This is a genomic window from Thermococcus sp. MV11, assembly GCF_012027285.1.
In the GTDB taxonomy this organism is placed as follows: domain Archaea; phylum Methanobacteriota_B; class Thermococci; order Thermococcales; family Thermococcaceae; genus Thermococcus; species Thermococcus cleftensis.
Map to the genome: position 1 here is coordinate 285,510 of NZ_SNUD01000001.1, position 24,030 is coordinate 309,539.

Annotated in this window: 24 protein-coding genes and 3 pseudogenes; 22 read left to right on the plus strand and 5 right to left on the minus strand. The window is 53.8% G+C overall.

Going from position 1 to position 24,030, the window contains the following annotated elements:
- Nucleotides 1-6 precede the first annotated feature (6 nt).
- The 5 genes from sufC to E3E27_RS01590 all read left to right on the plus strand — a co-directional run bounded on the left by sufC (nt 7) and on the right by E3E27_RS01590 (nt 5,979).
- Nucleotides 7-750, plus strand: a complete 744-nt coding sequence (gene sufC, locus E3E27_RS01570; RefSeq protein ID WP_167773684.1) for a Fe-S cluster assembly ATPase SufC — start codon at nt 7-9, stop codon at nt 748-750.
- A complete protein-coding gene (gene sufB, locus E3E27_RS01575) occupies nt 728-2,155 on the plus strand; it encodes a Fe-S cluster assembly protein SufB (protein ID WP_167773212.1) in 1,428 nt (475 codons plus the stop codon). The genes sufC and sufB overlap by 23 nt, the downstream gene beginning before the upstream one ends.
- The gene (locus tag E3E27_RS01580) at nt 2,155-3,273 is read left to right on the plus strand and encodes a SufD family Fe-S cluster assembly protein (protein WP_167773213.1); all 1,119 of its coding nucleotides are present in this window, start codon (nt 2,155-2,157) and stop codon (nt 3,271-3,273) included. Before sufB ends, E3E27_RS01580 begins: the two co-directional genes overlap by 1 nt.
- A 59-nt stretch (nt 3,274-3,332) precedes the next feature.
- Nucleotides 3,333-3,881, plus strand: a complete 549-nt coding sequence (locus tag E3E27_RS01585; RefSeq protein ID WP_206204764.1) for a DUF998 domain-containing protein — start codon at nt 3,333-3,335, stop codon at nt 3,879-3,881.
- Nucleotides 3,882-3,996: 115 nt separating this feature from the next.
- Nucleotides 3,997-5,979, plus strand: coding sequence for a hypothetical protein (locus tag E3E27_RS01590; protein WP_167773214.1), 1,983 nt, complete (start codon nt 3,997-3,999; stop codon nt 5,977-5,979).
- Nucleotides 5,980-6,051: 72 nt separating this feature from the next.
- On the opposite strand, the gene E3E27_RS01595 is transcribed toward E3E27_RS01590, so the two are convergent.
- The gene (locus E3E27_RS01595; protein ID WP_167773215.1) at nt 6,052-6,615 is read right to left on the minus strand and encodes an NADPH-dependent FMN reductase; all 564 of its coding nucleotides are present in this window, start codon (nt 6,613-6,615) and stop codon (nt 6,052-6,054) included.
- 140 nt (nt 6,616-6,755) lie between these two features.
- Between E3E27_RS01595 and E3E27_RS01600 the strand changes: the two genes are divergently transcribed.
- The 9 genes and pseudogenes from E3E27_RS01600 (at nt 6,756) to E3E27_RS01645 (ending at nt 15,419) form a co-directional block, all read left to right on the plus strand.
- Nucleotides 6,756-7,325 (plus strand): peroxiredoxin, encoded by a 570-nt coding sequence (locus E3E27_RS01600; protein ID WP_167773216.1) that lies wholly within the window; start codon nt 6,756-6,758, stop codon nt 7,323-7,325.
- A gap of 263 nt (nt 7,326-7,588) precedes the next feature.
- A pseudogene (locus E3E27_RS01605) lies at nt 7,589-8,448 on the plus strand (FTR1 family protein).
- Nucleotides 8,449-8,512: 64 nt separating this feature from the next.
- Nucleotides 8,513-8,896 carry a DUF302 domain-containing protein gene (locus tag E3E27_RS01610; protein ID WP_167773217.1) on the plus strand — a complete coding sequence of 128 codons (384 nt, stop codon included), beginning with the start codon at nt 8,513-8,515 and terminating at the stop codon, nt 8,894-8,896.
- Nucleotides 8,897-9,333: 437 nt separating this feature from the next.
- Nucleotides 9,334-10,236 (plus strand): DMT family transporter, encoded by a 903-nt coding sequence (locus E3E27_RS01620; protein ID WP_167773218.1) that lies wholly within the window; start codon nt 9,334-9,336, stop codon nt 10,234-10,236.
- 57 nt (nt 10,237-10,293) lie between these two features.
- Nucleotides 10,294-11,274 carry a PHB depolymerase family esterase gene (locus E3E27_RS01625; protein ID WP_167773219.1) on the plus strand — a complete coding sequence of 327 codons (981 nt, stop codon included), beginning with the start codon at nt 10,294-10,296 and terminating at the stop codon, nt 11,272-11,274.
- Nucleotides 11,275-11,345: 71 nt separating this feature from the next.
- Nucleotides 11,346-11,825 (plus strand): hypothetical protein, encoded by a 480-nt coding sequence (locus tag E3E27_RS01630; protein ID WP_167773220.1) that lies wholly within the window; start codon nt 11,346-11,348, stop codon nt 11,823-11,825.
- Nucleotides 11,764-12,900: an SLC13 family permease gene (locus E3E27_RS01635; protein ID WP_240910634.1), complete on the plus strand. Its 1,137-nt coding sequence runs from the start codon at nt 11,764-11,766 to the stop codon at nt 12,898-12,900. Before E3E27_RS01630 ends, E3E27_RS01635 begins: the two co-directional genes overlap by 62 nt.
- 75 nt (nt 12,901-12,975) lie before the next feature.
- A complete protein-coding gene (locus E3E27_RS01640; RefSeq protein ID WP_167773221.1) occupies nt 12,976-13,332 on the plus strand; it encodes a helix-turn-helix transcriptional regulator in 357 nt (118 codons plus the stop codon).
- Nucleotides 13,332-15,419 (plus strand): heavy metal translocating P-type ATPase, encoded by a 2,088-nt coding sequence (locus E3E27_RS01645; RefSeq protein WP_167773222.1) that lies wholly within the window; start codon nt 13,332-13,334, stop codon nt 15,417-15,419. Before E3E27_RS01640 ends, E3E27_RS01645 begins: the two co-directional genes overlap by 1 nt.
- A gap of 59 nt (nt 15,420-15,478) precedes the next feature.
- On the opposite strand, the gene E3E27_RS01650 is transcribed toward E3E27_RS01645, so the two are convergent.
- Nucleotides 15,479-16,867 (minus strand): hypothetical protein, encoded by a 1,389-nt coding sequence (locus tag E3E27_RS01650; protein ID WP_240910635.1) that lies wholly within the window; start codon nt 16,865-16,867, stop codon nt 15,479-15,481.
- Between the two features lie 143 nt (nt 16,868-17,010).
- A complete protein-coding gene (locus tag E3E27_RS01655; protein WP_167773688.1) occupies nt 17,011-17,628 on the minus strand; it encodes an N-acetyltransferase in 618 nt (205 codons plus the stop codon).
- 298 nt (nt 17,629-17,926) lie between these two features.
- On the opposite strand from E3E27_RS01655, the gene E3E27_RS01660 reads away from it, so the two are divergent.
- The 4 genes and pseudogenes from E3E27_RS01660 to E3E27_RS10680 all read left to right on the plus strand — a co-directional run bounded on the left by E3E27_RS01660 (nt 17,927) and on the right by E3E27_RS10680 (nt 21,606).
- Nucleotides 17,927-19,849, plus strand: coding sequence for a heavy metal translocating P-type ATPase (locus E3E27_RS01660; RefSeq protein ID WP_371731553.1), 1,923 nt, complete (start codon nt 17,927-17,929; stop codon nt 19,847-19,849).
- A gap of 173 nt (nt 19,850-20,022) precedes the next feature.
- Nucleotides 20,023-20,256: an SHOCT domain-containing protein gene (locus E3E27_RS01665; protein WP_167773223.1), complete on the plus strand. Its 234-nt coding sequence runs from the start codon at nt 20,023-20,025 to the stop codon at nt 20,254-20,256.
- An 814-nt stretch (nt 20,257-21,070) separates the two neighbouring features.
- A pseudogene (locus E3E27_RS10805) lies at nt 21,071-21,277 on the plus strand (methyltransferase type 11); the annotation flags it as partial.
- 143 nt (nt 21,278-21,420) lie between these two features.
- Nucleotides 21,421-21,606, plus strand: a complete 186-nt coding sequence (locus tag E3E27_RS10680; RefSeq protein WP_371731554.1) for a class I SAM-dependent methyltransferase — start codon at nt 21,421-21,423, stop codon at nt 21,604-21,606.
- On the opposite strand, the pseudogene E3E27_RS01680 reads toward E3E27_RS10680, so the two are convergent.
- Nucleotides 21,578-21,793 (minus strand): annotated as a pseudogene (locus tag E3E27_RS01680) (methyltransferase type 11); the annotation flags it as partial. The gene E3E27_RS10680 and the pseudogene E3E27_RS01680 sit on opposite strands and share 29 nt — an antisense overlap.
- Nucleotides 21,794-21,940: 147 nt before the next feature.
- On the opposite strand from E3E27_RS01680, the gene E3E27_RS01685 reads away from it, so the two are divergent.
- The 4 genes from E3E27_RS01685 to E3E27_RS01700 are packed head-to-tail and all read left to right on the plus strand — an operon-like array spanning nt 21,941 to nt 23,458.
- Nucleotides 21,941-22,297 (plus strand): hypothetical protein, encoded by a 357-nt coding sequence (locus E3E27_RS01685; protein ID WP_167773224.1) that lies wholly within the window; start codon nt 21,941-21,943, stop codon nt 22,295-22,297.
- A 56-nt stretch (nt 22,298-22,353) separates the two neighbouring features.
- On the plus strand, nt 22,354-22,713 hold the full coding sequence (locus E3E27_RS01690; RefSeq protein ID WP_167773225.1) for a hypothetical protein: 360 nt from the start codon (nt 22,354-22,356) through the stop codon (nt 22,711-22,713).
- A gap of 9 nt (nt 22,714-22,722) precedes the next feature.
- Nucleotides 22,723-23,055 (plus strand): hypothetical protein, encoded by a 333-nt coding sequence (locus E3E27_RS01695; protein ID WP_167773226.1) that lies wholly within the window; start codon nt 22,723-22,725, stop codon nt 23,053-23,055.
- 22 nt (nt 23,056-23,077) lie between these two features.
- Nucleotides 23,078-23,458, plus strand: coding sequence for a hypothetical protein (locus E3E27_RS01700; protein ID WP_167773227.1), 381 nt, complete (start codon nt 23,078-23,080; stop codon nt 23,456-23,458).
- On the opposite strand, the gene E3E27_RS01705 is transcribed toward E3E27_RS01700, so the two are convergent.
- Nucleotides 23,399-24,016, minus strand: coding sequence for a TRASH domain-containing protein (locus E3E27_RS01705; protein ID WP_167773228.1), 618 nt, complete (start codon nt 24,014-24,016; stop codon nt 23,399-23,401). The genes E3E27_RS01700 and E3E27_RS01705 overlap by 60 nt on opposite strands.
- Nucleotides 24,017-24,030 lie beyond the last annotated feature (14 nt).

Sequence of the window (24,030 nt, forward strand, 5' to 3'; positions counted from 1 at the left end):
ATGCTCATGCTGAAAGTGGAAAATCTCCATGTTAAGGTTGCCGATAAGGAAATTCTGAAGGGAGTGGACTTTGAACTCGCCTCTGGCGAGCTCCACGTCGTCATGGGGCCGAACGGCAGCGGAAAGTCCACGCTGGCTTTAACGATAGCCGGACACCCGAGGTACGAGGTAAGCGAGGGCAGGATACTCTTTGAGGGCGAGGACATAACGACCGCAAAGCCCGAGGAGAGGGCCAGGAAGGGCATCTTCCTCAGCTTCCAGCATCCGGTTGAGGTCGAGGGCGTCAAGGTCATCAACTTCCTCCAGAGGGCGCTCAGGAACCTCCGGGGCATAGACGAGGTAGAGGCCTACGACAGGATTTTCCAGGCGGTTGAAGAGCTTGGATTTGACAGTTCAATTCTCTCCAGGGAGCTGAACGTCGGCTTTTCCGGTGGCGAGAGGAAAAAGCTCGAGATGCTTCAGGCCTACCTAGTGAAGCCCAAGCTCCTTATCCTCGATGAGCCCGATAGCGGTGTTGACGTTGATTCCCTCAAGGTCATTGCGGGGATAATAGCCAAGCTCCACAGTGAGGGAACTTCAATTCTTCTCATCACGCACTACGGCAGGATCCTTGAGTACCTAAACCCTCAGAGGGTACACGTACTGAAGGACGGGAAGCTGGCGATTTCCGGTGGAATGGAGCTTGTAAAGCTCATTGAGGAGGAAGGCTTCGCGGCGGTGGAGGACAATGGGGCAGCAGTCAAGGCTTGAGGAGATACTCAGGGCCGGTTCCCTTGAGGAAATCCTTGGAACGGCAGTTCCATATCCAAAGGAGATAGAGCTCAAGGGGGAACTCACGAGGGACATGGTCGAGGAGCTTTCGAGGATAAAGAACGAGCCGGATTGGATGCTCAGGCACCGCCTTAAGGCCCTTGAGCTGTTCCACAAGCTTCCAATGCCCAGGTGGGTGGTGGGAATAGAAGAGCTTGACCTTGAGAGCCTCGCCCTGTACTCCAAGCCGGAGATAGGCAACGAGGTCAAGGACTGGGACGACCTGCCCGAGAACATCAGGAGGACGTTTGAGAGGCTGAACATCCCGGAGATAGAGAAGAAGTTTCTGTCCGGGCTGACGGCGGTGTTCGACAGCGAGAGCGTCTACTCCAACCTCAAGGCCGAATTCGAGAAGATGGGAATCATCATGCTTCCTATGGAGGAAGCGGTTCAGAAGTACCCTGATCTGGTGAAGAAGTACTTCGGCAGGGTCTTCCCGGCGGGAGAGCACAAGTTCTCAGCTTTACACCACGCCCTCTGGAGCGGCGGCGTTTTCGTTTACGTCCCCAAGGGCGTTAAGATACCCTTCCCGGTCGAGGCGTTCTTCGTCATAGGTTCAGCCCTGGAGGGGCAGTTCGAGCACACCCTGCTCGTCGCGGACGAGGGGAGCTACATACACTTCATAGAGGGCTGTAGCGCGCCGATGTACAAGGGATTCTCCTTCCACGATGGTATGGTCGAGATATACGCCCACAAAAACGCCACCGTCAAGTTCACCACGATACAGAACTGGAGCAGGAACGTGATAAACTTCAACAACAAGCGCGCGATAATAGAAAGCGGAGCTTACGTCGAGTGGATAGAGGGCAGCATAGGGAGCAGGATAACCTACACCTATCCGTCGAGCGTCCTGAAGGGCGAGGGAGCGAGGACGGCTCAATACGTCGTCTCGCTGAGCAACGGGCCCTTCATGAAGGACACCGGAGCCAAAACCTGGCATCTGGCTCCAAACACGAGCTCAAAGATAGTCTCCAAGAGCATAAGCGCCAACGGCGGGATAAACATCTATCGCGGGCTCGTGAGAATCCTCAAGGGGGCAGGAAACTCCACAGCGACGGTCTCGTGTGACTCGCTAATCCTCGACGAGGAGAGCAGGGCCTACACCTATCCACACAATCAGAGCGATGAGCCGAGCGCGAGCATAATTCACGAGGCCACGACCGGAAAGCTCGGCGAGGACAAGCTCTTCTACATGAACTCGCGCGGCATAAGCGAGGAAGAGGCGAAGAGCCTCATAGTGCTCGGCTTCATCAGCGAAATTCTCGAAGGACTTCCCTTCGAGTACGTCGAGGTTCTCAAGAAGGTCATAGAGCTGGAGTTCAGCGAGGTTGGGGGGGTTGGTTAATGTCTCACGAGAACGTTCCCTCGATAACTCCTGGAGCCCTTGAAAAGCTCACCTACCAGAAGTACGGGGACAGCCCGACCATAAAGAGCTACACCAAGTGGAAGCTCTTCGAGGAGAACTCACCGCTCAGGCTTCCCATCGAGGCGGAAGCCGGTAATGCCCCGATAAAGGGGAACGTCGTTTTATCGGGAAGCGGAGTGGAGTTCAACCTTCCCGCCAACGTCCAGCTGAGCGAGGGGACGCTCGGCCTCTCCCAGCCGGAGGAATCGAGAATCCTGGGCTTCCACTTCTACGCTCTCAGGAAGGCCTATCGGCTGAGGATTACCGGGGACTTGATAGAGCCCCTCGTTATAGTCTCTCACCTCTCCGCCAAGGCCTTCATCAGCCACCACGTCAGCATCGAGGCTGAGAACGTTAAAGCCCCGATAATAATCTACGACATGGCCGAGGAAGGGGCTAAATCCCTCGTGGTCGAGCTTAGGGCCAAAAACTCTGAGCTTGAGATTCTGACCGTTGGAAGGCACAAGGGCCTTTCTCACTATCTCCTCAGGGCGAGCCTTGGGGAGGATGCAAGTGTTAAGGCCTTCACGGTGGTAAGCGCAGGGGAGATGAGCCACCACCGCGAGGACTACTCGCTTGAGGGCAGGGGAAGCGAGCTGGTTCTCAGGGGCATGCCGATAGCCATCGGAAGAGCCGTGGACTACCTTACGAACGTCCTCCAGTACGGAGAAAAGACTGCGAGCGAGACGAGGGTTCACGGTTTCTCCTACGAAAACGGCTGGACCGTGCACAGGGGAGTTGCCAAGGTCTTTGAGAGCGCCAGGAACTCATCGAGCGGTGTCGTGTCTCAGATAACCATAATGGACGAGGGCTCACTTGGAGTGAGCGTGCCGATGCTTGAGGTCGATACCGGAGAAATCGAGTCGGCCTTCCATTCCTCGGCGGTGAGGCAGTTCGACGAGGATGCGCTCTTCTACCTCAGATCGAGGGGCCTCTACAGGGACGAAGCGCTCAGCCTCTTCGTCCACGGCATCGGCGAGGCCCTGAGCAGTCACCTCGAAAGGCTCCGCGGCAAGGCCAGGGGAAACGTCGGGGAGCTCATAGAACGGCTCCTCTGAGCCCTTTCTTTTGGATACCCTTATAGTGCATGCCCTCGATTTTTAAAGTGGGGAGTTCAATGCTGAAGGTTCTCCGGTATGCCGGGATTGCCGGCGGAATAGTATACTGGCTCTTCGTGGCATGGAGCATAGGCAGGAATCCCTGGTTTTCTTTCGTTGATAACGCGCTCAGCGACCTGGGTGATCCCTCAAAGGCTTCCTCGCCGTGGATATACAACTACGGGCTGATGGTTACGGCGATCTTTGTCTTTGCATTCTCACTCTACCTGATCCTCGCGGCAGAGAACAAGATCCAGACGGTTGGTGGAGCCTACATCAGCATCTCGGCGATATTTCTTGCCCTGATCGGAATCTTTCACGGCGGGACAAGGCCCCATGTCTTTGTCTCGACCTACTTCTTTGTCCAGTTCTTCCTGGGGATGCTGATATACGGAGCCGGAACGGAGGATAAGAGAATAAGGTATGGCTCCGCCCTTTTGTTTGCCTTTGCTCTCCTCGGAACCTTCATAGACTGGCCCTCAGTAGCTCTCATAGAGACCTACGAGATAGCGCTGATAATGGTCTTTTCGCTCCTCATTGCTCGCTGGGATGAAAGCATTTTCGCTTAATCCTTTCCACTTTGAAAGCATAACCGTTAATAACCTCCGCGTCTAACCCCTGGTATAAGTCACTTGACGATTTTTCTCGATTTTTAGCGTTTCGTGGCTGGAAAAGGTGTAAAAAATGAAGATTGGAAAGCTCGCAGGCCTTGCCCTGCTTTTAAGCATTGTCATGCTCGGTGCGTTTATATCGGGCTGTATAGCTCAGGGAAACGTTACCGAGACCCAGACTAAAACTGGGAAAACTTCTCAGCCCACCACGTCTTCGCCCCAGGTCTCGGGGGAGGAGAAATATCAGGACGACCTTCTGAAAACAATCGCCTCCTACGAGAGGGAAATCAAGGAAATCGAAGGCAAACTCACTCCGGTCACCCTGAGCGGTCTCACGATGGAAGCTGAAAACCTTGAGCGCGACGCGGCGCACTCCACCGGCAGGGAAAAGACCCTGCTCCTCGAAAGGCTGGCCCATTTAAAGTTCCTTCAGCTGACCGAGCTTAGAAACCTGATGGTTATAGCTGCGGTTGAAAACGCCTACTGGGAGAACACCACCACGGGTGAACCGATAGAGGCCTTTTACAGGGCGGACGGGAAGCTCTTCATTGTGGAGAATGGAAAGATGACGCCCCTGGGCAGGAAAGAGATGGTGGCCAGAATGATGGAGCTCACCAGGGGCTATGAGACCCAGAGCATTGAGATATACCACAGCTCAAGCGGCTCACTCCTGAGAATCCGCGAGGGGGGAAGAACCGTTGGAGCGGGCCAGCTAATTGCTGTTAGAATCGGGGTCCCGAAGGAGGGTTTCATGATTCAGGCCACCGGAGACTCGCCGGGGGTCATGCGCCTCGTTGATCCCAACACCGGGAAAACCGTTTTGCGGGTCAAACCCGATGGAAACGGGGTCTATCAGGTTCCGCCTGTAAACACCACCCTCATTGGGATGGCTGACGATGAGGGCTTCTGCTACAGGCCACTCCCCCTCGACAGCAACACGATGAACACAATTCCGGAGGAGCCAGAGGACCCGCTCATATGTCCTTCACCCGGATTGGCACCCTTCATATTTGAACCGGGCACTGGAAACACTACTCCTGAGCCGGTTCCGTTTGGGGAGGTCTACTTTGAAGGGAATGACCTCACGGGAATGACCTTTAAGCTCGCGGTGGCCCCACTCGGTACGTCCGAAATGCTGATGGTCGGCGTCCCTGAGGGAGGAACAAAGATACAGGTCATCGGCAGCGATTCGATGCCCGGCGCTATGGTTCTCATCGACCCAGAGACGGGAGAGGAGATAGGAACTCTAACCCCCGACAGGAAGGGGGTTTACAGCATACCCGGATTCGACAAAGAGGTCATCGGCATAGTCGCGGAAGCGGATCCGCCGAATGGGGGGTTCTGCTACCGGCCGCTTGAGCTCAACATCAACACGACGCTGGAGCCCATGGAGGTCTGCGAGGAAGAGTTCACGATGATGCCCATCATCTTCGAGCCCTCTTCCAACAGCACCTTTGAACCCGTTTCAAACCAGAGGGCGGACCTTAAACAGCTGGCGGAACAGCTCGTAAACTTCAGGGCCGAGACGGGAAGGCTTGCCGGAGGAGCGGCCGGCATGGGATGGGTGAAGGACGCCCTCAGGAGTGAAGTAATGGATGACGTCAGGGGGATTACCCGGATGAGAGCCGGCGAGTACACAGCCTTCCTCGCGGAGCGTGGGAGCACCGGTCCGTTCCTCAGCGGCGTCCTTGAAGGTTTCGGCACGGGTCCCTTTGATCCGACGCCCCTGCCCGAGTTCAGGTACATCAACATAACGGACTTTGGAACGGGCCCGTTCATTCCGCCCGTCGAGCTGACGGTCGTGGATTCGGGCGGAGAGGTTCTCGTGGCGGTAACTGGTCCAGCGATGAACTCCAGAACACCACCAGAGTACATGGGAAGTGTCTTCCTTGAGGTGTGGACGGGTAGAAATCCCCAGACCGGTAAGGAGATATCCGTAATTGCCCTCAAGGTTCTCGATGAGGATGGAAAGGTCTCCCTCAGGACAATGGCCGTTGTTAAAGACAAACCCGTCAGAATCGGCGTCTTTGCACCGGAAAGTGTGGAGGAGAACTGACTGAAAAGGCTATGTGGCAGGGGCTAATTTTTCCTGCCTTTGCCTTTCTTGGCACTACCCTTGGATTTTACTTCATTTTCCAATTTCCTCTCCAAGTTCCCTTCGTACTTCATCCCTTATCGGCCTCAGAGCTCTGGCGTACTTCTCAAGGGTTTCCAAAAGCCACTCAACCCTTTCTTTGTATTTTCCGTCCCTCAGCTCTCCATCCTTGAACAGGTCATCAACGTTGTAGAAAAGAACCTGTCCCACCGGGAGCATGCGGTAGTTCACGCTTGCCAGCCTGAGCTCCTGCAGGAGCCTCACCCCTCCGGTAACGCTTGATACCGTAACAATGCCAAGTGGCAGGGCTTCGTACTCCTCGTATATTGTGTCAAGAAGTATCTTAAGCTCGCCGGGATAGCTCCCGTTGTACTCGGGTGCGACTATGATGAGCGCATCCGCTTCGAGAATCTTTTTCCGATACCGCTCCGTCTCCGGTGTTGTCTTCCAGCGGTGCGTATAGGCTAGGAGGTAATCCCTGACGTCTATCAGCTCCGCTTCCCAGCCGAGCTCCCGGGCTTTTGCGGTGATGTACCTCGCTACCTTCTCGCTCTTCCGCCCCTCCCTTGCCGTTCCGAGAATTATCTTGACCTTCATTCTATCACCTGGAGAAGTTCGCTTTGGGACCTTTTAAATTTGCCTTTCAAAGTTGAATGCTCCTGAATCCAAAACTTCCCATTTTGTTAGGCAAACCCATATAAATTCGAGTGGCCTAATTAAATTCGAGGTGAACCGGAATGGTGAAGGTTGGAGAAATCGTTCCCGACTTTGAGACCGATGCCTACTTCCCGGAGAAGGACGACATCGGGAAGGTTAAGCTTTCGGACTACAGGGGCAGGTGGGTTGTTCTGGCGTTTTACCCTGCGGACTTTACCTTTGTCTGCCCGACGGAGCTTGAGGAGCTGGCTGAGTATTACGAAGAGTTCAAGAAAGAAGGGGCTGAAATCCTGAGCGTTTCCACCGATACCGCCTACGTCCACAAGGCCTGGCACGACACCTCACCCGCGATAGGGAAGATAAAGTACCCGATGCTCGCGGATCCTGCCGGAAAGATATGCCGCCTTTTCGGGACCTACATCGAGGATGAAGGCGTTTCATGGAGGGCCACCTTCATAATAGACCCCGACGGGAAGGTCGTCCACATGGAGATGCATGACCTCAGCATAGGAAGGAGCGCGAAGGAGATTCTGAGAAGGCTGAGGGCTTCAAAGTACGTCCGCGAGCACCCGGGACAGGTCTGCCCGGCGAGCTGGGAGCCCGGTAAGGAGACCCTTGAGGTTAGCCTCGACTTGGTAGGAAAGATATGATGAGCCTTTCCATTCTGTAAATTTTTCTACTCCATTTTTGCCAATATGGACTCAAATTTTGGCTCTTTTTCACAGATTTGGGTAGTTCGGCCGATTTTCATTTCTGGGAGCGCTGAGTTCGAACCTTCTGGGTTTGACACGTGGCATATTCTGTTGGGGATAGGATGTTTTCCATCCATTTTATGAAATTTCGATTTGGCAAAAATAAGATTCATAAGCCATCCTAGGAATTTTAGATTGACCTAAAAATCGGAGGTGAACCCATGAGCGTTGGCGCTTTCCTCATAACCTTCAGGGAGGCCCTTGAGGCGGCCATAATAGTGGCGATAATAATAGCCTACCTGCGAAGGACAAACAGGGCGAACCAGATAAGGGGCGTGTGGATAGGCACCGCTCTGTCGGTTGGCGTCAGCGTCCTCCTTGGAGTTGGCATACTAAAGTTCTACGGCGGTTTGGCCGAGAAGGAGCTCTTTGAAGGGGTGGCCTCTTACCTCGCCGTGATAGTCCTCACAAGCATGATCTACTGGATGGCCACAAAGGGGAAGGACATCAGGGCGGAGATAGAGAGCAGGGTAAGCAGGTCGATAGCCCCATTGGCTTTAATAGGCTTCACATTCATCGTGGTTTTCAGGGAGGGGCTTGAGACAGTCCTGTTCCTTACGCCCTTCATGACCCGAAATCTGACGGGGACGCTCCTCGGCCTTATCGGGGGGCTGACGGGGGCACTCGTGCTGGCTTATCTGATATACGGCGTGGGGATGCGCATAGACCTGAGGAGGTTCTTCTACTACAGCTCCATCCTGCTGGTGTTCGTTGCCGCGGGACTTGCCGGATACGGCACGCACGAGCTGATAGAATGGGCAGAGGAGGAGGGTTATTCCCTCGGAGTGTTCTCTGCTGAAGCCTACGACCTCGGGATTCCGAGCGGTAGCATCTGGCACCACAAGGGGGGGCTATAGGCTCGGTCTTTGCCGTGCTCTTCGGCTATTCCGTGAGCATGGAGTGGGGTAGGGTGATTGTACAGTTTGGCTACCTCATAACGGCGCTCTATCTGGTGCTCAGGGCATACGGTAAGGGACCGGTGCTGAACCGAGAGAAAAAGGCCGCGGAGAGCGCGGCCTGATTTTCCCATTTCTGCCCCGTAATGAATAAAAAGGGTGAAACAAACTTCAATTGGGGTGAGAACCGTGGAGGGTGAGTTCTACTACGTCAGGCGCTTTGATGAGGATCTGGACTTCATCTGGGAGCGCTTTAAGAGGAAGCTCGAGAAAGCTGGCTTCCTTTTAATCGGAGAGAGGATCCCAGTGGCCATAACGGAGGGGGCGGACGGGATAATCGCCGACTACCACCTTCTATTCATCTGCCATAGTGAGCTGGTTGAGGAGCTGGTCAAGATAGACCCCAACATCGGCGCTCTCCTTCCCTGCACCGGCTTCGGCTACCGCAGAGAGGATGGGAACTACCTTGGCGTAACCCTGCCGAGCGTCGCCTGGAAGATCGCCGGCGAGAGGGTCGTCGAGCTGATGCGCCCGATGGAGGAGCAGGTGAAGGGAGTAATCGACTCCCTCTGACTTTCAGTTTTTCAATTCTACTCGCGTCGTTCTTTCCATATTGCGAATGATAAGCACGATAAGTTTTCCTGCTGAGTCACTACCGATGATGGCATGACAGAGGTCGTTTTGAAGATACCAAACATGATCTACAAGCACTGCATTATGGGGATAACCAAGCAATAGAAAGCGTCGGTGCAAAGGGTGAAGTCAGGCTTGAGGAAAAGAAGGCCGTTGTGGAGTTTGACATTGAAAGGACGATCCCGACGACATCATTGGGGCGATAGAGATGTACGGCTACGAGGTCGAGGTAGTCGATAAGGGCTGCTGGGGTTCCCGCTGCCGGAAGGTGCGAGTTACCCCGCGATGTGAAGCATCCCCGGAAAGTGTGATCCGGTGTTATCTTTCCTCTTTTTGTGTGAACTAATCTTATAAGCCTCTGCTCTCCACTATTTACCATGACGCACCACTACGGTTATGTTGGGGCCCTCTTAGCTGCGGTTCTCTTTGGGGTAAGCTCCACCCTGAACAAGATCGCCCTCAGGGATGTTCACCCGATGGTGGTCGCCGGGAGCATCTATCTGACGGCGGGAGTCGTCCTCATGCTCCTCCGCTTCACCCCGATTAAAGGGAGGCTCCTCAGGAGGCTCGAGTTCAAGGTCAAAACACAGGGGTCATTTTCAAGACGCGACCTTCAGATACTGGCGCTGGTGGTTCTCTTCGGCTCATTCCTGGCCCCGATTTTCTTCATGTTCGGCCTTGAGAGGACCACCGCGGTCAACGCTTCCCTGCTCCTTAACACGGAAACGCTCTTCACCGTGCTGATTGCCATAGCTGTTTTCAAGGAGAAGGCACACAGACGGGGCGTCGCGGGCATTCTGCTCATCCTGATTGGGACGGTCGTTGTTTCAACGGAAAATTTGGGGGCCGTTCAGCTGGCAGAAAACCTCATAGGCAACATTCTGGTCGTTCTGGCGGGATTTTTCTGGGCTGTGGACAACAACCTGAGCAAGCTCCTGAGCCTCAAGCGGGATCTGCTGCTCGTGACGTCCCTGAAGGGGCTGCTTGGGGGAACCGCCCTCCTGGGCCTGGCGTTTCTCCTGGGAATTCCCATGAGTGTTCCGCTCGGGAGCCTTCCTTATGTGCTGACGGTCGGGGCCTTCAGCATCGGCTTTTCCATCGTGCTGTTCCTGTTCGCCCTTAGGGAGATCGGGGCGATGAGAACGGGGGCAATTTTCTCGACGTCCTCGTTGATTGGTGCTTTCTTCGCTTTTCTTGTTCTCGGTGAGAGCTTCACCGCCATTAAAGCGTTCTTCGGCGCTCTAATGCTCGCCGGCGTCTACCTGCTGTCCGCGGAGTAGTTCCCACCAAAGCCTCATATAGCACTAATCCCAAAGAAGAATAATGAGGAAGCGGCGATGGAACGAAAACATAAGCGGGAAATAATCCTCCTTGCAGTGCTCATCCTGCTCCTTCTGGCGTCGTTCAGCTACAACCGGGTTCTCAGGAAAACCCGTCTATATCCGGGTGATGTTAGGGGTTCGATTGTGGTGGACGGGCTGGAGAGGACTTTCATCCTCCACCTCCCAGCGAACTTCTCGGAGGACGAGCACCTGCCCCTTATAATAGCACTCCACGGCGGCGGAGGGACGGGTTTTGACATGGAGCGCCTCACCAGGGGCGGTTTTAACGAGCTCGCTGATAGGGATCGCTTCGTCGTGGTTTATCCCGACGGAATAGAAAGGCACTGGAACGACGGCCGAAACCTCTCACGTTACCGCGCCCAGCGGGAGAACATAGACGATGTGGCCTTCATCTCGGTCCTCATCGACTTTCTTGTGAATGAGTACGGAGTGAACAGAAGCAGAGTTTACGTCACCGGGATGTCAAACGGCGGGCTGATGGCCTACAGACTCGCCTGTGAGATTCCTGAAAGGCTGGCCGCGGTGGCCGTTGTAGGTGTCTCCATGTCCGAGAACCTGTACGGGAACTGTTCATCCGAAACACCCCTACCCATCCTGGTGATTCTCGGAACTGACGACCCCATAGTTCCGTGGAATGGGGGAAAGCTCCACTTTGGGCCGGTTGAACTTGGAGAGGCTGTTTCCATCGGGGAGACCGTTGAGTACTGGGCGGCCAGAAACGGCTGTACAGTGAGGCATGGGAGGGAATACCTTCCGGACGCCGATCCTGAAGATGGAACGCGGGTCTGGGTCGAGAGGTACTCGAACTGTACCGACGGCGCGGAGGTAGTCCTTTACGGTGTAGAGGGCGGAGGTCACACGTGGCCCGGTGGATACCAGTATCTTCCCAGAAGCATCATTGGAAGGACGAGCAGGGACATGGACGCCAGCGAAATCATCTGGGAGTTCTTCAAGGCCCATCGAAGGAACGGCTGAGCTCCCAAAAAGTTATACGGCCTTTTTTCACACCCAATATGTAGGCAGGTATTCATTGAGGTGGTCTCGCCATGTCACCCGTACCGCCACCCATAAGGGGAAGACCCGAGCGAAGGGAACTCACCCCCGAACTTGCAGAGAGGGCAATAGAAACTGCGAAGAACGCCCTGTCTTTCTTCACCGCGGGGACGCCGATTATTCACCACGCACCTGGAGGGGAGGTTCACGTTGACGTTCCGGTCATGTACCTGAACTTTGCCGTTGACAGGGTTCACTACGACCCCAAAACGGGAATGCCCTCTCCTAAGGGAATGCCCGCGGTTTCTTCGGGCGGGGAGGTCAGCCCGGGCAAAGTCAGGGAGAGGATTCAGGAACTCCTGAAGGAGCTTCACGTTCTCGATGCGTGCGAGTTCCGCGGGCCGGAAAACTGCTGGATCGTGCCGATAGCATGGAAAAGCTTTATAATCCTGCACGTCCGCGTCTCGGCTGATGGCAGGGAGCTCATCCCGGACTACGGCCTTACAGAGGAGGTTAGGAGACACGGCGGTTGAAAGACTGAAGGACTTCGCCAGGCGGGAGTGGTTCCTTACAGCGCTACTACTGCTCTACCTAGTCCTGGTTCTCCACGACCCCACCCTTCCCGGCAGAACCCCGGGGCTGGTGGACTGGAGGAGCCTGGCCCTGATAACGTCGCTCATACTGGTCTCGAAGGGCCTTGAGCTGTCGGGGGTCTTCACCCGCCTTTCCATACGGCTCATCTCGCTCTCCGGCGGCTCGGAGAGGAAGCTGATGCTTCTCTTTATCCCCATCATAGCTCTCTCCTCCGCAGTGATAATGAACGACACCGCGATGCTCGTGTTCATCCCTCTCGTCGTCATCACCGCCCGTCTGGCCGGGATAAACACCGCCCGCGCCGTTACGCTTTCGGCCATAGCGGCGAACGTCGGTTCTGCCCTGACGCCAATCGGCAATCCCCAGAACATCATAATCTGGAACGCCTATGGCATCTCCTTTCTGGGATTTGTCCGGGCGATGCTCCTCCCGGTGGGCATCTGGCTCGCTGTCCTGCTGCTCTTTACACTCACGATACGGGAAGGGCCTGTATCCATTGGGAGGCTGCCTCCCGTGGCGGTTAAAAGGAGGCTCTTCGTTGCTTCACTCGGCCTTCTGGTTTCGGACGTGATTCTCGCCGAGGCCGGCAGGGGGCTGTGGACGCTTCCACTGACCCTGTTTGTGCTCCTCATAGCTGGAAGGGAAGCCCTGCTCGGCTTTGACTGGGCGCTGGTTCTCACCTTCGCGTTCATTTTCATAGACTTCAGCGAGATTGCCGGCCTGCTTTCAGGCCTAACCCTGCCCGCGGGTGGATTGGGTCTCTTCCTGGCCTCTGCGGGGCTTAGCCAGCTCATCAGCAACGTTCCCGCGACCGTGGTCTTCCTGACCTCCAGACCCGACTGGCTCCCCCTTGCCCTCGGTGTGAACATCGGGGGAACGGGGATTATAGTCGGCTCCCTTGCGAACCTCATAGCCCTCCGCATCTCCGGAATTGGTATGGCAGACTTCCACAGGTTTTCGATTCCGTACTTTCTGCTCGCCCTCGGGGTTTCGATTCTGATAATCCTGCTCTGATTTTTCGACCGGTTTCGAAATGGGAAGGTTTATAAGAACATTTGCACAACTGCTCAAATGTAGAGGTGATGGAGAATGACTGAGGTGTGTAAGGTCTACGAGGAGCATCTGGATAAAATCCTGGAGGCCCAGGCAAAACTCCCCGGGGAGGAGCGCATACTTGAAATGGCGGACTTCTTCGACGCGCTGGGCAATCCAACCAGGCTCAAAATACTCCTCGCTCTCATGGAGGCCGGGGAGCTGTGCACCTGTGACCTCTCGGCGATAACCAAGCTTTCCGTTTCGGCAATCTCCCACCAGCTACGCATTCTCAAGGACAGGAAGATAGTGGCCTACCGCAAGGACGGCAAGAACGTCTTCTACCGCCTCGACGACGAGCACATCAGGGAGATACTGAGGACGGCCATTGAGCACCTTTCGGAGGTGAAATGATGGCAAAAAAGCTCGTCCTTGAGGGCCTCGACTGCGCGAGCTGTGCTTACGAGATAGAGGAGGCCCTCAAAAAGGAGGGCTTTGAGTTCGCACTGGTCAACTTCGCCACCAAGGAGGCGGTTATAGAAGGCGACGTTGAGAAGGCCAAGGAGATAATCAAAAAGGTCGAGCCGGACGTCGAGATCATAGAAGCGGACGAGCACGGTCACTCACACCACGGCCACCACCACGAGCACGGTGAAGAGGATCCCAAAAAGGCTCTCTACTTCATAATCCCGTCGCTCATGCTCTTTGGAATCGGGGTGGTACTCCGCTATTACTACGGCATGGACAACGCCTTCGTCTTCGGGGTCTTCGTTGCGAGCTACCTCCTCGTTGGCTGGAAGGTGCTTAGAAGCGCGGTGCTCAACTCCCTGCACGGCAACGTCTTCGACGAGAACTTCCTCATCGCGGTGGCCACGCTGGGAGCCTTCGCCATCATGGAGTATCCGGAGGGAGTGGCGGTCATGCTCTTCTACGTTGTAGGGGAGTTCTTCCAGGACCTAGCTGTGGACAGGTCACGGCGCTCCATAAAGGCACTGCTTGCGCTCAAGGCCGAGTACGCTAACCTGCTCAGGAACGGCGAGGTCGTTAGGGTGAAGCCGGAGGAGCTGAAGGTCGGCGATACAATCCTGGTAAAGCCGGGTGAAAAGGTTCCCGTTGATGGCGTTGTCATAGAGGGTGAATCAACCGTTGATACCTCCGCCCTGACGGGTGAAAGCGTTCCCAGGACGGTAAGGGAAGGGGAGGAAATCCTCTCCGGCATGGTCAATCTAAGCGGCGTCCTCAAGGTCCGGGTTACCAAGGAGCTTAGCGAGTCAACGATATCGAGAATTCTGGAACTCGTCGAAAACGCGAGCGCCAGGAAGGCCAGGACCGAGAAGTTCATAACGCGCTTCGCCCACTACTACACTCCAGCGGTGGTCGGAATAGCGGCGCTCATAGCCACGGTCCCGCCGCTGATTACGGGAGACCCGTTTTCAACGTGGGTTTACAGGGCGCTGGTCCTTCTCGTGATTTCGTGCCCCTGCGCCCTCGTGCTCTCGATCCCGCTCGGCTACTTCGGGGGCATTGGGAAAGCCGCCAGGGAGGGGATACTCGTCAAGGGCTCCAACTACCTCGATGCACTCAAGGACGCAAGCATCGTCGCCTTCGACAAAACCGGCACGCTGACAAAGGGCGTTTTCAAGGTCACGAAGGTGGAAACGAGGAACGGATTTAGCGAGGAGGAGATCATCAGGTTCGCGGCCCTTGCCGAGGCTCACTCGAACCACCCGATAGCGAAGGCCATACGCGAGGCATACGGCAAGGAAATCAACGAGGCAGAGATAGTCGAGTACGAAGAGATAGCCGGCCACGGCGTCAGGGCGAGAATTGACGGAATCGAGGTTCTCGTGGGCAACTACAGGCTGTTACACCGCTTCAACATCGAACACGATACGTGCAGGGTTAAGGGAACCGTGGCACACGTCGTCATCGACGGGAAGTACGCCGGGTACATAATAATCTCGGACGAGATAAAAGATGACGCCCCGAAGGCCGTGAAAGAGCTCAAGCGCCTTGGCGTCAAGAAGGTCGTGATGGTCACCGGCGACAGCAGGGAAGTCGCGGAGGAGATAGCGAAGCAGCTTGGCCTCGACGGCTTCTACGCCGAGCTTCTGCCGGAGGACAAGGTGAGGGTCATAGAGGAGCTTGAGAAGGAGAAAGATGATGGAACGGTCGTCTTCGTCGGCGACGGGATAAACGACGCTCCCGTGCTGGCTAGGGCGGACGTTGGCGTTGCCATGGGAGCGCTCGGAAGTGATGCTGCCATAGAGACTGCCGATATCGTCATAATGGACGACAAGCCCTCGAAGCTCCCCCGGGGCATCAGGATAGCCAGAAAGACCCAGCGGATAGTATGGCAGAACATAGTCTTCGCCCTCGGCGTTAAGCTCGCCTTTATCGGCCTCGGAATTCTCGGAGAGGCTACGATGTGGGAGGCGGTCTTTGCCGACGTCGGCGTGGCTTTGATAGCGGTCTTCAACGCGATGAGGATTCTGAGGTGAAGATCACTTTTTTATTTATCTTCCAGCGTTCGGGAGAAATGAAGAGGCAAAATTGGGATTTAGTTGTCTGTCTTCCTTTCGTTCGTGGAACTTGGGCACACGTTTCCAAAGCATGGCGGCATAGAATCCGTGCCGTCATCAATGGTGGTAAAGTACATCGCCAGCTCAACGTTGTCCTTGGTGAGTTCGATGTCCCTTTTTAATACCGTCGCATAATACAGCTGGTTTGGAGGGGCGTTCATGACTCTAATTCCGTACGTCACAACGGACTGGGATGTATTGGAGTAACTGAACGTTATCGAGAGTGCACCGGCGCCTGGAAGTTTGCTCCACAGCCAGCTGGCGGCAGAGCCGCCTAACGGAACAGAGTAGAACTTATGGTTGGAACTACCTCGGAATTCAAAAACTATGTTGTCGTACGTGCCATAACTGGTAGTTCTGAAGACTTTTACTTTTGATCCTGTATTAACTGTAGGGAATTGTGAACTCAAAAGGTAGTCGGTAAGGATCTTATTCCTGTTCAAGTCACGTTCTGTTACCTCATGAAAGCCGCTCATCGTGACCTCAATAGGATACACTCCAGCTATTGGAATACTTGCGTACTGTTTTCTCCATTTGTCATAGACAGGAATGTTATATATCGCAACTACGTACTTCAGCGGAAGGTTGAGGTATCTATCGAGGTAACCATTCTCAGTCCGTACATCGGGTTCAGGAGCGTAGCTGACTTTCAATGTTGAACCGGAGTATGATGAGCCGAAATCGAGAACGGGAATTCCATCAACGCTGAGGCTCCACACGGCTCTCGTTGAGGTTGTTAGCTGTATTCCCCACGATGCTCCAATTCTTTCAATTTTCTTGCCCCCTTCCGTCCGGACTTTAAGTCCCATAAACGGGACCCACTCAACGAAGGTCCTTGAGTCGGCATAGTAAGAGTCCTTCAGGTACTCCCAGTTTTCGATGATGCAGTACCTGGCGTTCAGTTCCTCGTATCCCCGCGGACATGAGGAAGTTCCAAGCAGCGAGCGAACCTTGTACCGTATCCTGGCGCTCAGTGGAAGGTCAAGATCCGGCCGCCCCGATGGCCCGGCAACGTCCTCGATCGAAAACATTCCCTCCAGAACCAGCTTCCTGCCCGGGACGATGCTCTTAACGCCAACCTTCCCGTCCTTCGTGAAGTATACGATCAGCGGGGTGGGGATGGAATGCAGGTTGTTGGTATTCAATCTTTCCCAGGCCCTGTTTTCGCTCCTGAACGTGAGGGTACCGGCAATGCGGCCCTGCTTTAGAAGCTTGACGTCCCCGTCGGTGGAGGGCTGAAAGATGAAGGCCTTCGCGCTTCCCTGAACTGGAACCTGCTCCACGCTCAGGAACTCTGAAGCGGCCGTCCCAATGGTGGTCATTATCACTATTACAATTAGTGATATGGCCATAATTCTCATTCGCATGGCATCACCTTACTGAACATTGTCATCAAGTGTAGGATTGGCATGCCCATAAATGTTACTACTATAAAAGGAGTCAAAGATCGCCGTCTTTAGTCAGAAACACTCGGTCGTAATGTCTTGAACAATAACGGTCATCCACGTCTCTACTCTATTTTCTCCAGTGGTTTTGTCATCCTGTAGAACCTGTATCTCTTTCCGCCGAGCTCGATTGAGTGCTCCCTCTCAACGGAGTAGCCGAGCTTCTTGTAGATAGATATCGCGACATTGTTGTCCGTCTCCACGTCAAGGGCAACTCTCCTCGCCCCGCTTTGTCCGGCGAGTTCTTCGGCCTTCAGCATGAGGACCTTTCCGATGCCCTTTCCCCTGGATTCCGGGTAAACGGCGACGTTGCTGATGTAATAGTCCCCTTCCTCAAGCTTTCCTGAACCGGAAGCGGCGCTTATGAAAGCTGGAAGCTGCCTTAAAAAGTCGAAGCCGAGGGCTTTCAGCATCAGCCAGCCGGTTCTCTTTTCCTCCCTTTCCTTGGCCTTCCAGTCGTAGCCCAGGAGCATTCCAGCTATTCGGTTCTCATAGACCGCAAAAATCACGTGCTCGTGGCTGAAGAGGTTTTCTTCTTCGAGGAAAAGTGCCCTGAAGAGCTCCTTGAACTTTCTTCCGAGCAAATCGGGAAAATACTCGGGGGCGGACATTTCCATGAGCTCTGCGAAATGTTCCGCCTCTTCGGGTGTCCCCCTGGCTGGCTCAACAACGACGTCACCCATTTTTCTCACTCCAATATTGTGGGTTCTTTCCATTGGGTAAAAACCTTATCGGTCGGAAACGTCCCGTCGAAACTCGATGGTCCGGGTTGTTGGACGATCCTTGCTTGGACTTGCTACATTTCCAAGCCCTATCCTGGAGAATTTTCCATTTTGGAAATAAGAAGTCTATTAACGTTTCACGCTTAGACTGGCTCAGGTGAATGCCGTGACTGAGGAGAAAACTCATAAAAAACACCCCCATGAAGGGCACTCCACCCATAACGGGGGACATTCTCATGCAAAGCACCATGAAATGATGATGGAGGACTTCAAGAGGAGGTTCACAGTTTCTGCGATACTCACCGTTCCGATACTTCTCCTCTCGCCGCTGATACAGAACTTCCTCAGCTTTGAGCTGACTTTTCCGGGCGACCACTACGTCCTGTTTGCGCTCTCAGCGGTGGTGTACTTCTACGGCGGCTGGCCCTTCCTCAAGGGGATGGCTGACGAGCTGAGGAAGAGACTCCCGGGAATGATGACGCTCATAGCTCTGGCAATCACGGTTGCCTTCTTCTACAGCGCCGCCGTCACCTTCGGCCTCTCTGGGAAAACCTTCTACTGGGAGCTGGCGACGCTTATCGACATCATGCTTATAGGGCACTACATAGAGATGCGCTCCGTCCTTGGAGCATCGCGGGCCCTTGAGGAACTCATAAAGCTCATGCCCACTGATGCCCACCTGGTAACGCCTGATGGGATAAAGGACGTCCCTGTGAGCGAGCTGAAGAAGGGCGACATAGTTTTAGTCAAGCCCGGCGAAAAGGTGCCCTCTGATGGCGTCATAGTCGAGGGTGAAACGAGCGTCAACGAGGCGATGCTCACCGGTGAATCGAAGCCCGTTTACAAGAAGCCCGGCGAGGCCGTCATCGGCGGTTCGATAAACCTTGAGGGAGCAATAAAGGTCAGGATAGAGAAGACCGGAAAGGACACCTACCTCATGCAGGTCGTTGAGCTCGTCAGACAGGCGCAGGAAACGCGTTCAAGAACGCAGGATCTGGTGAACAGGGCGGCCTTCTACCTCACGCTCATAGCCATAACGGCCGGAACGGTAACGCTCGGGGCGTGGCTCTACCTCGGCAAGCCCTTCGTCTTTGCCCTTGAGAGAATGGTAACCGTCATGGTCATAACGTGTCCCCACGCTCTTGGCCTGGCAGTCCCGCTGGTAGTTTCGGTCTCGACATCAATTTCGGCCAAGAAGGGCATACTCATCAGGAACAGGGAAGCCTTTGAGAGAGCCAAAGACGTGCAGGTCGTTGTCTTCGACAAGACGGGAACGCTGACCGAGGGTAAGTTTGAGGTTACTGAGGTAATCCCGCTGGGCAAGCTGAACGAGGAGGAGATTCTGAAGTACGCCGCCGCCCTCGAAGCTCACTCCAGCCACCCGATAGCCCGGGGAATAGTGGAAAAGGCCAAAGAGCTCAGCCTTGAGGTTTATGGGGTCAGTGAATCGAAGGTCCTTCCGGGCAAGGGCGTCCGGGGAGTTATTAACGGCAAAGAAGTCCTCGTGGTCAGTCCTGGCTTCCTGAAGGAGAACGGGCTCTGGAAGGGGGATGAACGTGTCAACGCGGTTCTGGGACAGGGGAAGACCGTCGTCTTCTTGGTCATCGATGGAAAGCTCGTGGGTGCTCTGGCTTTGGCAGATAAAATAAGGCCGGAATCGAGGGAAGCCGTGGAAAAACTCCACGAGATGGGGATAAAGGCCTACATGCTCACCGGCGACAACGCCAAAGTTGCCAAATGGGTTGCTGAAGAGCTCGGTCTAGACGGTTTCTTCGCCGAAGTTCTGCCCCATCAGAAGTCTGAAAAGATACAGGAACTCCAGAAACAGGGGTTCGTCGTTGCAATGGTTGGCGACGGCATAAACGACGCTCCGGCTTTGATTCAGGCCGATGTTGGGATAGCCATCGGAGCTGGAACGGACGTGGCAATAGAGAGCGCGGACATAATCCTCGTCAAGAACGACCCTGGAGACGTCATAACCGCCATACACCTCGCTAGGGCCACCTACAGAAAGATGGTGCAGAATTTAGCATGGGCGACTGGCTATAACACCTTCGCGATTCCCCTGGCGGCGGGCGTTCTCTACGGCTACGGGATACTCCTGAGCCCCGCCCTCGGTGCCCTGCTCATGAGCCTGAGCACGGTGATAGTTGCCATCAACGCGAGGTTTTTGAAGGTCTGAGGCTTCTTACTTTATCTTTTGTGAAAATCTTAGCGTATTTCTTTCCTTTTTGCCAATAATAAGCCCTATATCCCTTACCACTGAGTAGTGTTTGAGGAGATCAAAATGATGTTCGAAAGTTTGGAGGCCGGGTCCTGGCCCATGCTGGAGAAGGAGAATGGGGGTGGCATGAGATGATGGGATTCGGGTACTTTGGAATCTTTGGGGCAATATTCATGCTCCTGTTCTGGGTGCTGATAATAGCCGGCGTTGTCTGGTTTGTCAAGTGGCTCGTCGAGCAGGGCTCAGGTGGAAGCGCCGGTACTTCGAAAAGGCGTGCCCTTGAGATACTCGATGAGAAGTACGCGAGGGGAGAGATAGACGACGAGGAGTATGAGAGAAGAAAGAGGAAGCTTCTAGAAGGTTAGTTCCTTCCATTTGTTTGCATATTTTTACATTTTTTAGGCCATCTCTCTAATTTTAGCAGGATACAGACGAATCCGCTCGATGAATGAAGGGCGGTGAAAAAATGCGTTTGAAAAAATACAACCAGCAGAAAATTCACTTAATTATCAAAGAGACTTAAAAATACACAGGTTGAGTTTTTAGAGTGTAAACCGTCCCGAGGTTTTTCTCACTGTGTTAAGATAGCAGTGCTTATTGACGCGAAAGTGGAGGAAGTTTTTATCTCGTATCCAACATTAATAATCATAGATTATTCTGGCCGGAATATGAGTTTAAATCCGAAGATGACGGGAAATTGAAGAAAGGGTTAGTATACTACACCCGCGAAAAGGGGACAGAAAAGTGGATAAAATACCGGATTGTTGACTTTAAAGAAAACTACTTCTATTCCGGGGGGATGCAGGAGGAGGACACATTTTTAAAGAAATTGCGGTATGAACACTGCTTCATTCCTGTGGATAATATGACCCTGGGTGTTGAGGGCGTGTGTTACACACTTCGCTATGGTTTTCTGGGGAGAATCTTGAACTTATTCATAGTAGAGTGCATCATCAAAAAGAGGCTTTTAAGACTCACTTAAAGCTAAAAGAAGTGGCAGAACAGAGAAAGGCCCCTGGTTAAGCAAACACCGCGCGGTAAAGCCCGATGAGAACACCGTCAACCCCACAGTGCAGTCCAAGAGGCCGGACTTCGACCTTCCCGAACACCTTTGAGCCCATTTCTTTTATTTCTCCCAGCGAAAAGCCAAGGTGAGTGTCCTTCAGAGTGTCTTCTGGAGAAGCCGAGAGAAGGGAAAGAAAACTCGGCCTGAAAAACGTCAAGCTCCTTCTGATGGACGCCCAAAATTTGGAGTTTGAAGACGAGGGCTTTTACACCCCTGTGAGTATTTTCGTCTTCTGCATCCACGATACGGGAGACTCAGAGAAACATCGAGATAGCCGGTTCAGGATAGAGCATGTTGAGAATCTCTTCTTGATATTGTAAGTCTATCATAGCCACAAAACCACAGATATGCCGGAAGGCAGCCGGCAGGCCGAAAAGCTGCTGCTTTTTGATGAGTAACTCCCATCTGGGGCGTTGCCGAGAAAATTAGGGAATCCATTGAAATCGCCAACGAGCACTGCGGCATAAATGCTCCGAAAGAATTCGACGTCGTGCTCTCCACCCTAGCGTTCCACCACTTCCTAAAGCCCGAAGCAGTACTTGGGAGCATGAAGGAAGTACTGGCCAACGGCGGAAAGGTCGTTATAATCGATGTTCTCAAGCACAGCCACAGCGAGTTCATATGCCCCTGCTGGAGTCTATGCCGATGACATCGACGTTTTGGGGATAATAGGAAGTTTTTCCCGTTCCGACGCCTATCTCAAGCACTTTCTCTTCTGCCAGAGAAAGGGCCCTGGCGCGGTACTTTGAAAACGCCCTCCTTTCCATTGGACTCTCGAAGAGGTCGTAGACCTTTGAAAACCTATCGTACTTGCTGGCTGTTTTTGGGGTGTTCATCAATTTAACCTTGTGAAAATATTTGACCGGCCTTATCCTTTCGCATCTGAAAAATTTGGGGGAATCCTTTCACATTATGTCAATGATAAGCCTATTATCCCTTCGGCGGCAATGTACTGATGGAAACAAATAAAGAGGTGATGCAGAATGGAGTGGAAGTCCCTGTTTATCGGGCTCCTCATCGGAGCGCTCATAGCCGTCCCCCTCGGGATGGCCCACACTGGAGGATTCGAAACAGCTGAGAGAACCGGCACGCGCTGGGGCTTTGGCCCGATGGGCGGCTACATGCACGGCGGAATGATGGGCTACGGCATGCACGGCATGATGGACGACGAGATGTACGAGGAAATGGAGGAGCACATGGCCAGCGGCAACTTCACCGAGATGCACGAGGAGATGGAGCCGGTCATGGAGGAGTACATGGCCCGGTACATGGGCGACGGCTGGCAGGAGATGCACGAGAGCTGCGAGAAGTACATGGGGATCGAGGAGAGCGGCGAGTGAGCCCTCTCCGGAGTTTTCTTTCATTGTTTTTATGATACAAATCCGCGGTGAAAGGTATGAAAAGTATTGGTGCAGGCATTGCAGCGGTTCTGATTGTGTCCCTCCTGACCTTTGGGTACTTCTCCATAAGAGAACAAGGGGTTCGTGATACTTTTCATGGGGTTCTGGTTGAAGGACGGCCTTTGAACTCCACCAATGCTGTCGTTTTGACCGATACAAACTGTATTCCCGATCAAACTAACACAAAGCTAACATGCATTGCGATAATAGATGCAAACGGTGAGGTTCTGAAGGTCAACTACACCCATCCCATAGAAGTCCCGTGCCTCGCGAGGGGAGACAAAGTTAATATATCAATGAACTCCCATTCATCCGTGGAGATTGTGCGCCTTGGGGCACCATCGATGGAGCATTAGGTGGTTGCCATGCAGGTTTCAGACGCAATTCTGATGACTGCCGCGGATATACCGCTGGACTCTCTGAGCCAGGTGACCGAGTTCACGGGGGTAACGTTCTCAATAATAGCCCTCGGGATTCTCAACGCCCTTCGGCCTTCCATATTCCTCATGATAGTGTTCCTTCTCTCGATGATAGCCCTGACGGACGAGAGGAAGGTTCTCAGGGTCGGCCTGGCATTCACAGTCGGCGCATTTCTGGGATACTCGATAATAGCTGTTGCTCTCATGAACCTGCACACCAAGATACCCCTGCTCAGATACTTCGTTGTCATCTTTGGGATAACCGTGGGAGTTTACTAAAATACTCTCCGCACTGGGCTACGTGAAGATACCAGTCTCCAGCCCACTGAGGGAAAAGAGCAATGAGGTTCTTGAAAAGGCTACCTCTCCACCGGCCGCTTTTGTGATAGGGGGAGTGATGGCGTTTCTCTCACTGTCTTGTGTGCTTCCCTCGTATCTTCTGGTGAGCTCCCTGCTCTCCGGCCAGTACCCTCCCGGAATCAGGGCGGCGCTGCTCGTGGTGTTCATTGGAATATCGGTGCTGCCCTTTGCCTTCGTTACCCTGGGCTTCCACTACGGAAGCAGATACGCAAGACTTGGGAGGGCAGTTGATAGGCTTGCCTCGGTAAGCGGGATGGGAGATTTAGTTATGGGCGTGGTGCTCGTGCTCGTGAGCGTGCTCTACTTTGTCTTCTTCCTTTAGTTTGAACTTCTCTATGTTATCCCGGGTCTTTTTGAACTCCCTCAGGCACGTTGGACAGCAGAGGAAGTAAACCCTGTTGTGGTACTTGTAGACTATCGGCTCTCCCACTATCTCCTTGCCGCAGTAGTCGCACTTGAAGGGTATCTTGACCTTCGGGGGAGTGGTTCTTTCAATGCTCTCAAGAATGGGCATTATCTCGATGACCTCAAACCCTGCCCCTTCTATGACCTTTCTCAGCTCCTCCATATCCTCAACAGCGATCTTTATGAGGTACTTTCTGCTCGTGAAGCGGTTTATCTCGATTATCTCCTCGAACTCCCTCATCCTCTCAGGCTCGTCAGTTTTGACTATGAGGGCAACGACGTTGTGCGCCCTGAGAAGCTCCGGATTCAGCTTTACGGTGTATCCGAGAATTACTCCTTCCTTCTCAAGCTTTTCAAGGCGCGATTTTACCGTCGGCCTGCTGACACCAAGCCTTTCGGCGAGCTCTGAGATGCTTAGGCGGGAATTGTCCATCAGCAGGTGAATGAGCTTCAAATCAAGGTCGTCTATCTTCATGACGTTCCACCGTT

Coding starts and splice junctions, on each gene's coding strand:
- E3E27_RS01640 (WP_167773221.1), top strand. CDS start 12,976: ATGACTGAGGTGTGTAAGGTCTACGAGGAGCATCTGGATAAAATCCTG.
- E3E27_RS01645 (WP_167773222.1), top strand. CDS start 13,332: ATGGCAAAAAAGCTCGTCCTTGAGGGCCTCGACTGCGCGAGCTGTGCT.
- E3E27_RS01600 (WP_167773216.1), top strand. CDS start 6,756: ATGGTGAAGGTTGGAGAAATCGTTCCCGACTTTGAGACCGATGCCTAC.
- E3E27_RS01685 (WP_167773224.1), top strand. CDS start 21,941: ATGGAGTGGAAGTCCCTGTTTATCGGGCTCCTCATCGGAGCGCTCATA.
- E3E27_RS01635 (WP_240910634.1), top strand. CDS start 11,764: ATGGCAGGGAGCTCATCCCGGACTACGGCCTTACAGAGGAGGTTAGGA.
- E3E27_RS01580 (WP_167773213.1), top strand. CDS start 2,155: ATGTCTCACGAGAACGTTCCCTCGATAACTCCTGGAGCCCTTGAAAAG.
- E3E27_RS01665 (WP_167773223.1), top strand. CDS start 20,023: ATGATGGGATTCGGGTACTTTGGAATCTTTGGGGCAATATTCATGCTC.
- E3E27_RS01655 (WP_167773688.1), bottom strand. CDS start 17,628: ATGGGTGACGTCGTTGTTGAGCCAGCCAGGGGGACACCCGAAGAGGCG.
- E3E27_RS01620 (WP_167773218.1), top strand. CDS start 9,334: ATGACGCACCACTACGGTTATGTTGGGGCCCTCTTAGCTGCGGTTCTC.
- E3E27_RS01660 (WP_371731553.1), top strand. CDS start 17,927: ATGGAGGACTTCAAGAGGAGGTTCACAGTTTCTGCGATACTCACCGTT.
- E3E27_RS01690 (WP_167773225.1), top strand. CDS start 22,354: ATGAAAAGTATTGGTGCAGGCATTGCAGCGGTTCTGATTGTGTCCCTC.
- E3E27_RS01705 (WP_167773228.1), bottom strand. CDS start 24,016: ATGAAGATAGACGACCTTGATTTGAAGCTCATTCACCTGCTGATGGAC.
- E3E27_RS01695 (WP_167773226.1), top strand. CDS start 22,723: ATGCAGGTTTCAGACGCAATTCTGATGACTGCCGCGGATATACCGCTG.
- E3E27_RS01590 (WP_167773214.1), top strand. CDS start 3,997: ATGAAGATTGGAAAGCTCGCAGGCCTTGCCCTGCTTTTAAGCATTGTC.
- sufC (WP_167773684.1), top strand. CDS start 7: ATGCTGAAAGTGGAAAATCTCCATGTTAAGGTTGCCGATAAGGAAATT.
- E3E27_RS01630 (WP_167773220.1), top strand. CDS start 11,346: ATGTCACCCGTACCGCCACCCATAAGGGGAAGACCCGAGCGAAGGGAA.
- E3E27_RS01595 (WP_167773215.1), bottom strand. CDS start 6,615: ATGAAGGTCAAGATAATTCTCGGAACGGCAAGGGAGGGGCGGAAGAGC.
- E3E27_RS01585 (WP_206204764.1), top strand. CDS start 3,333: ATGCTGAAGGTTCTCCGGTATGCCGGGATTGCCGGCGGAATAGTATAC.
- sufB (WP_167773212.1), top strand. CDS start 728: ATGGGGCAGCAGTCAAGGCTTGAGGAGATACTCAGGGCCGGTTCCCTT.
- E3E27_RS01650 (WP_240910635.1), bottom strand. CDS start 16,867: ATGCGAATGAGAATTATGGCCATATCACTAATTGTAATAGTGATAATG.
- E3E27_RS01625 (WP_167773219.1), top strand. CDS start 10,294: ATGGAACGAAAACATAAGCGGGAAATAATCCTCCTTGCAGTGCTCATC.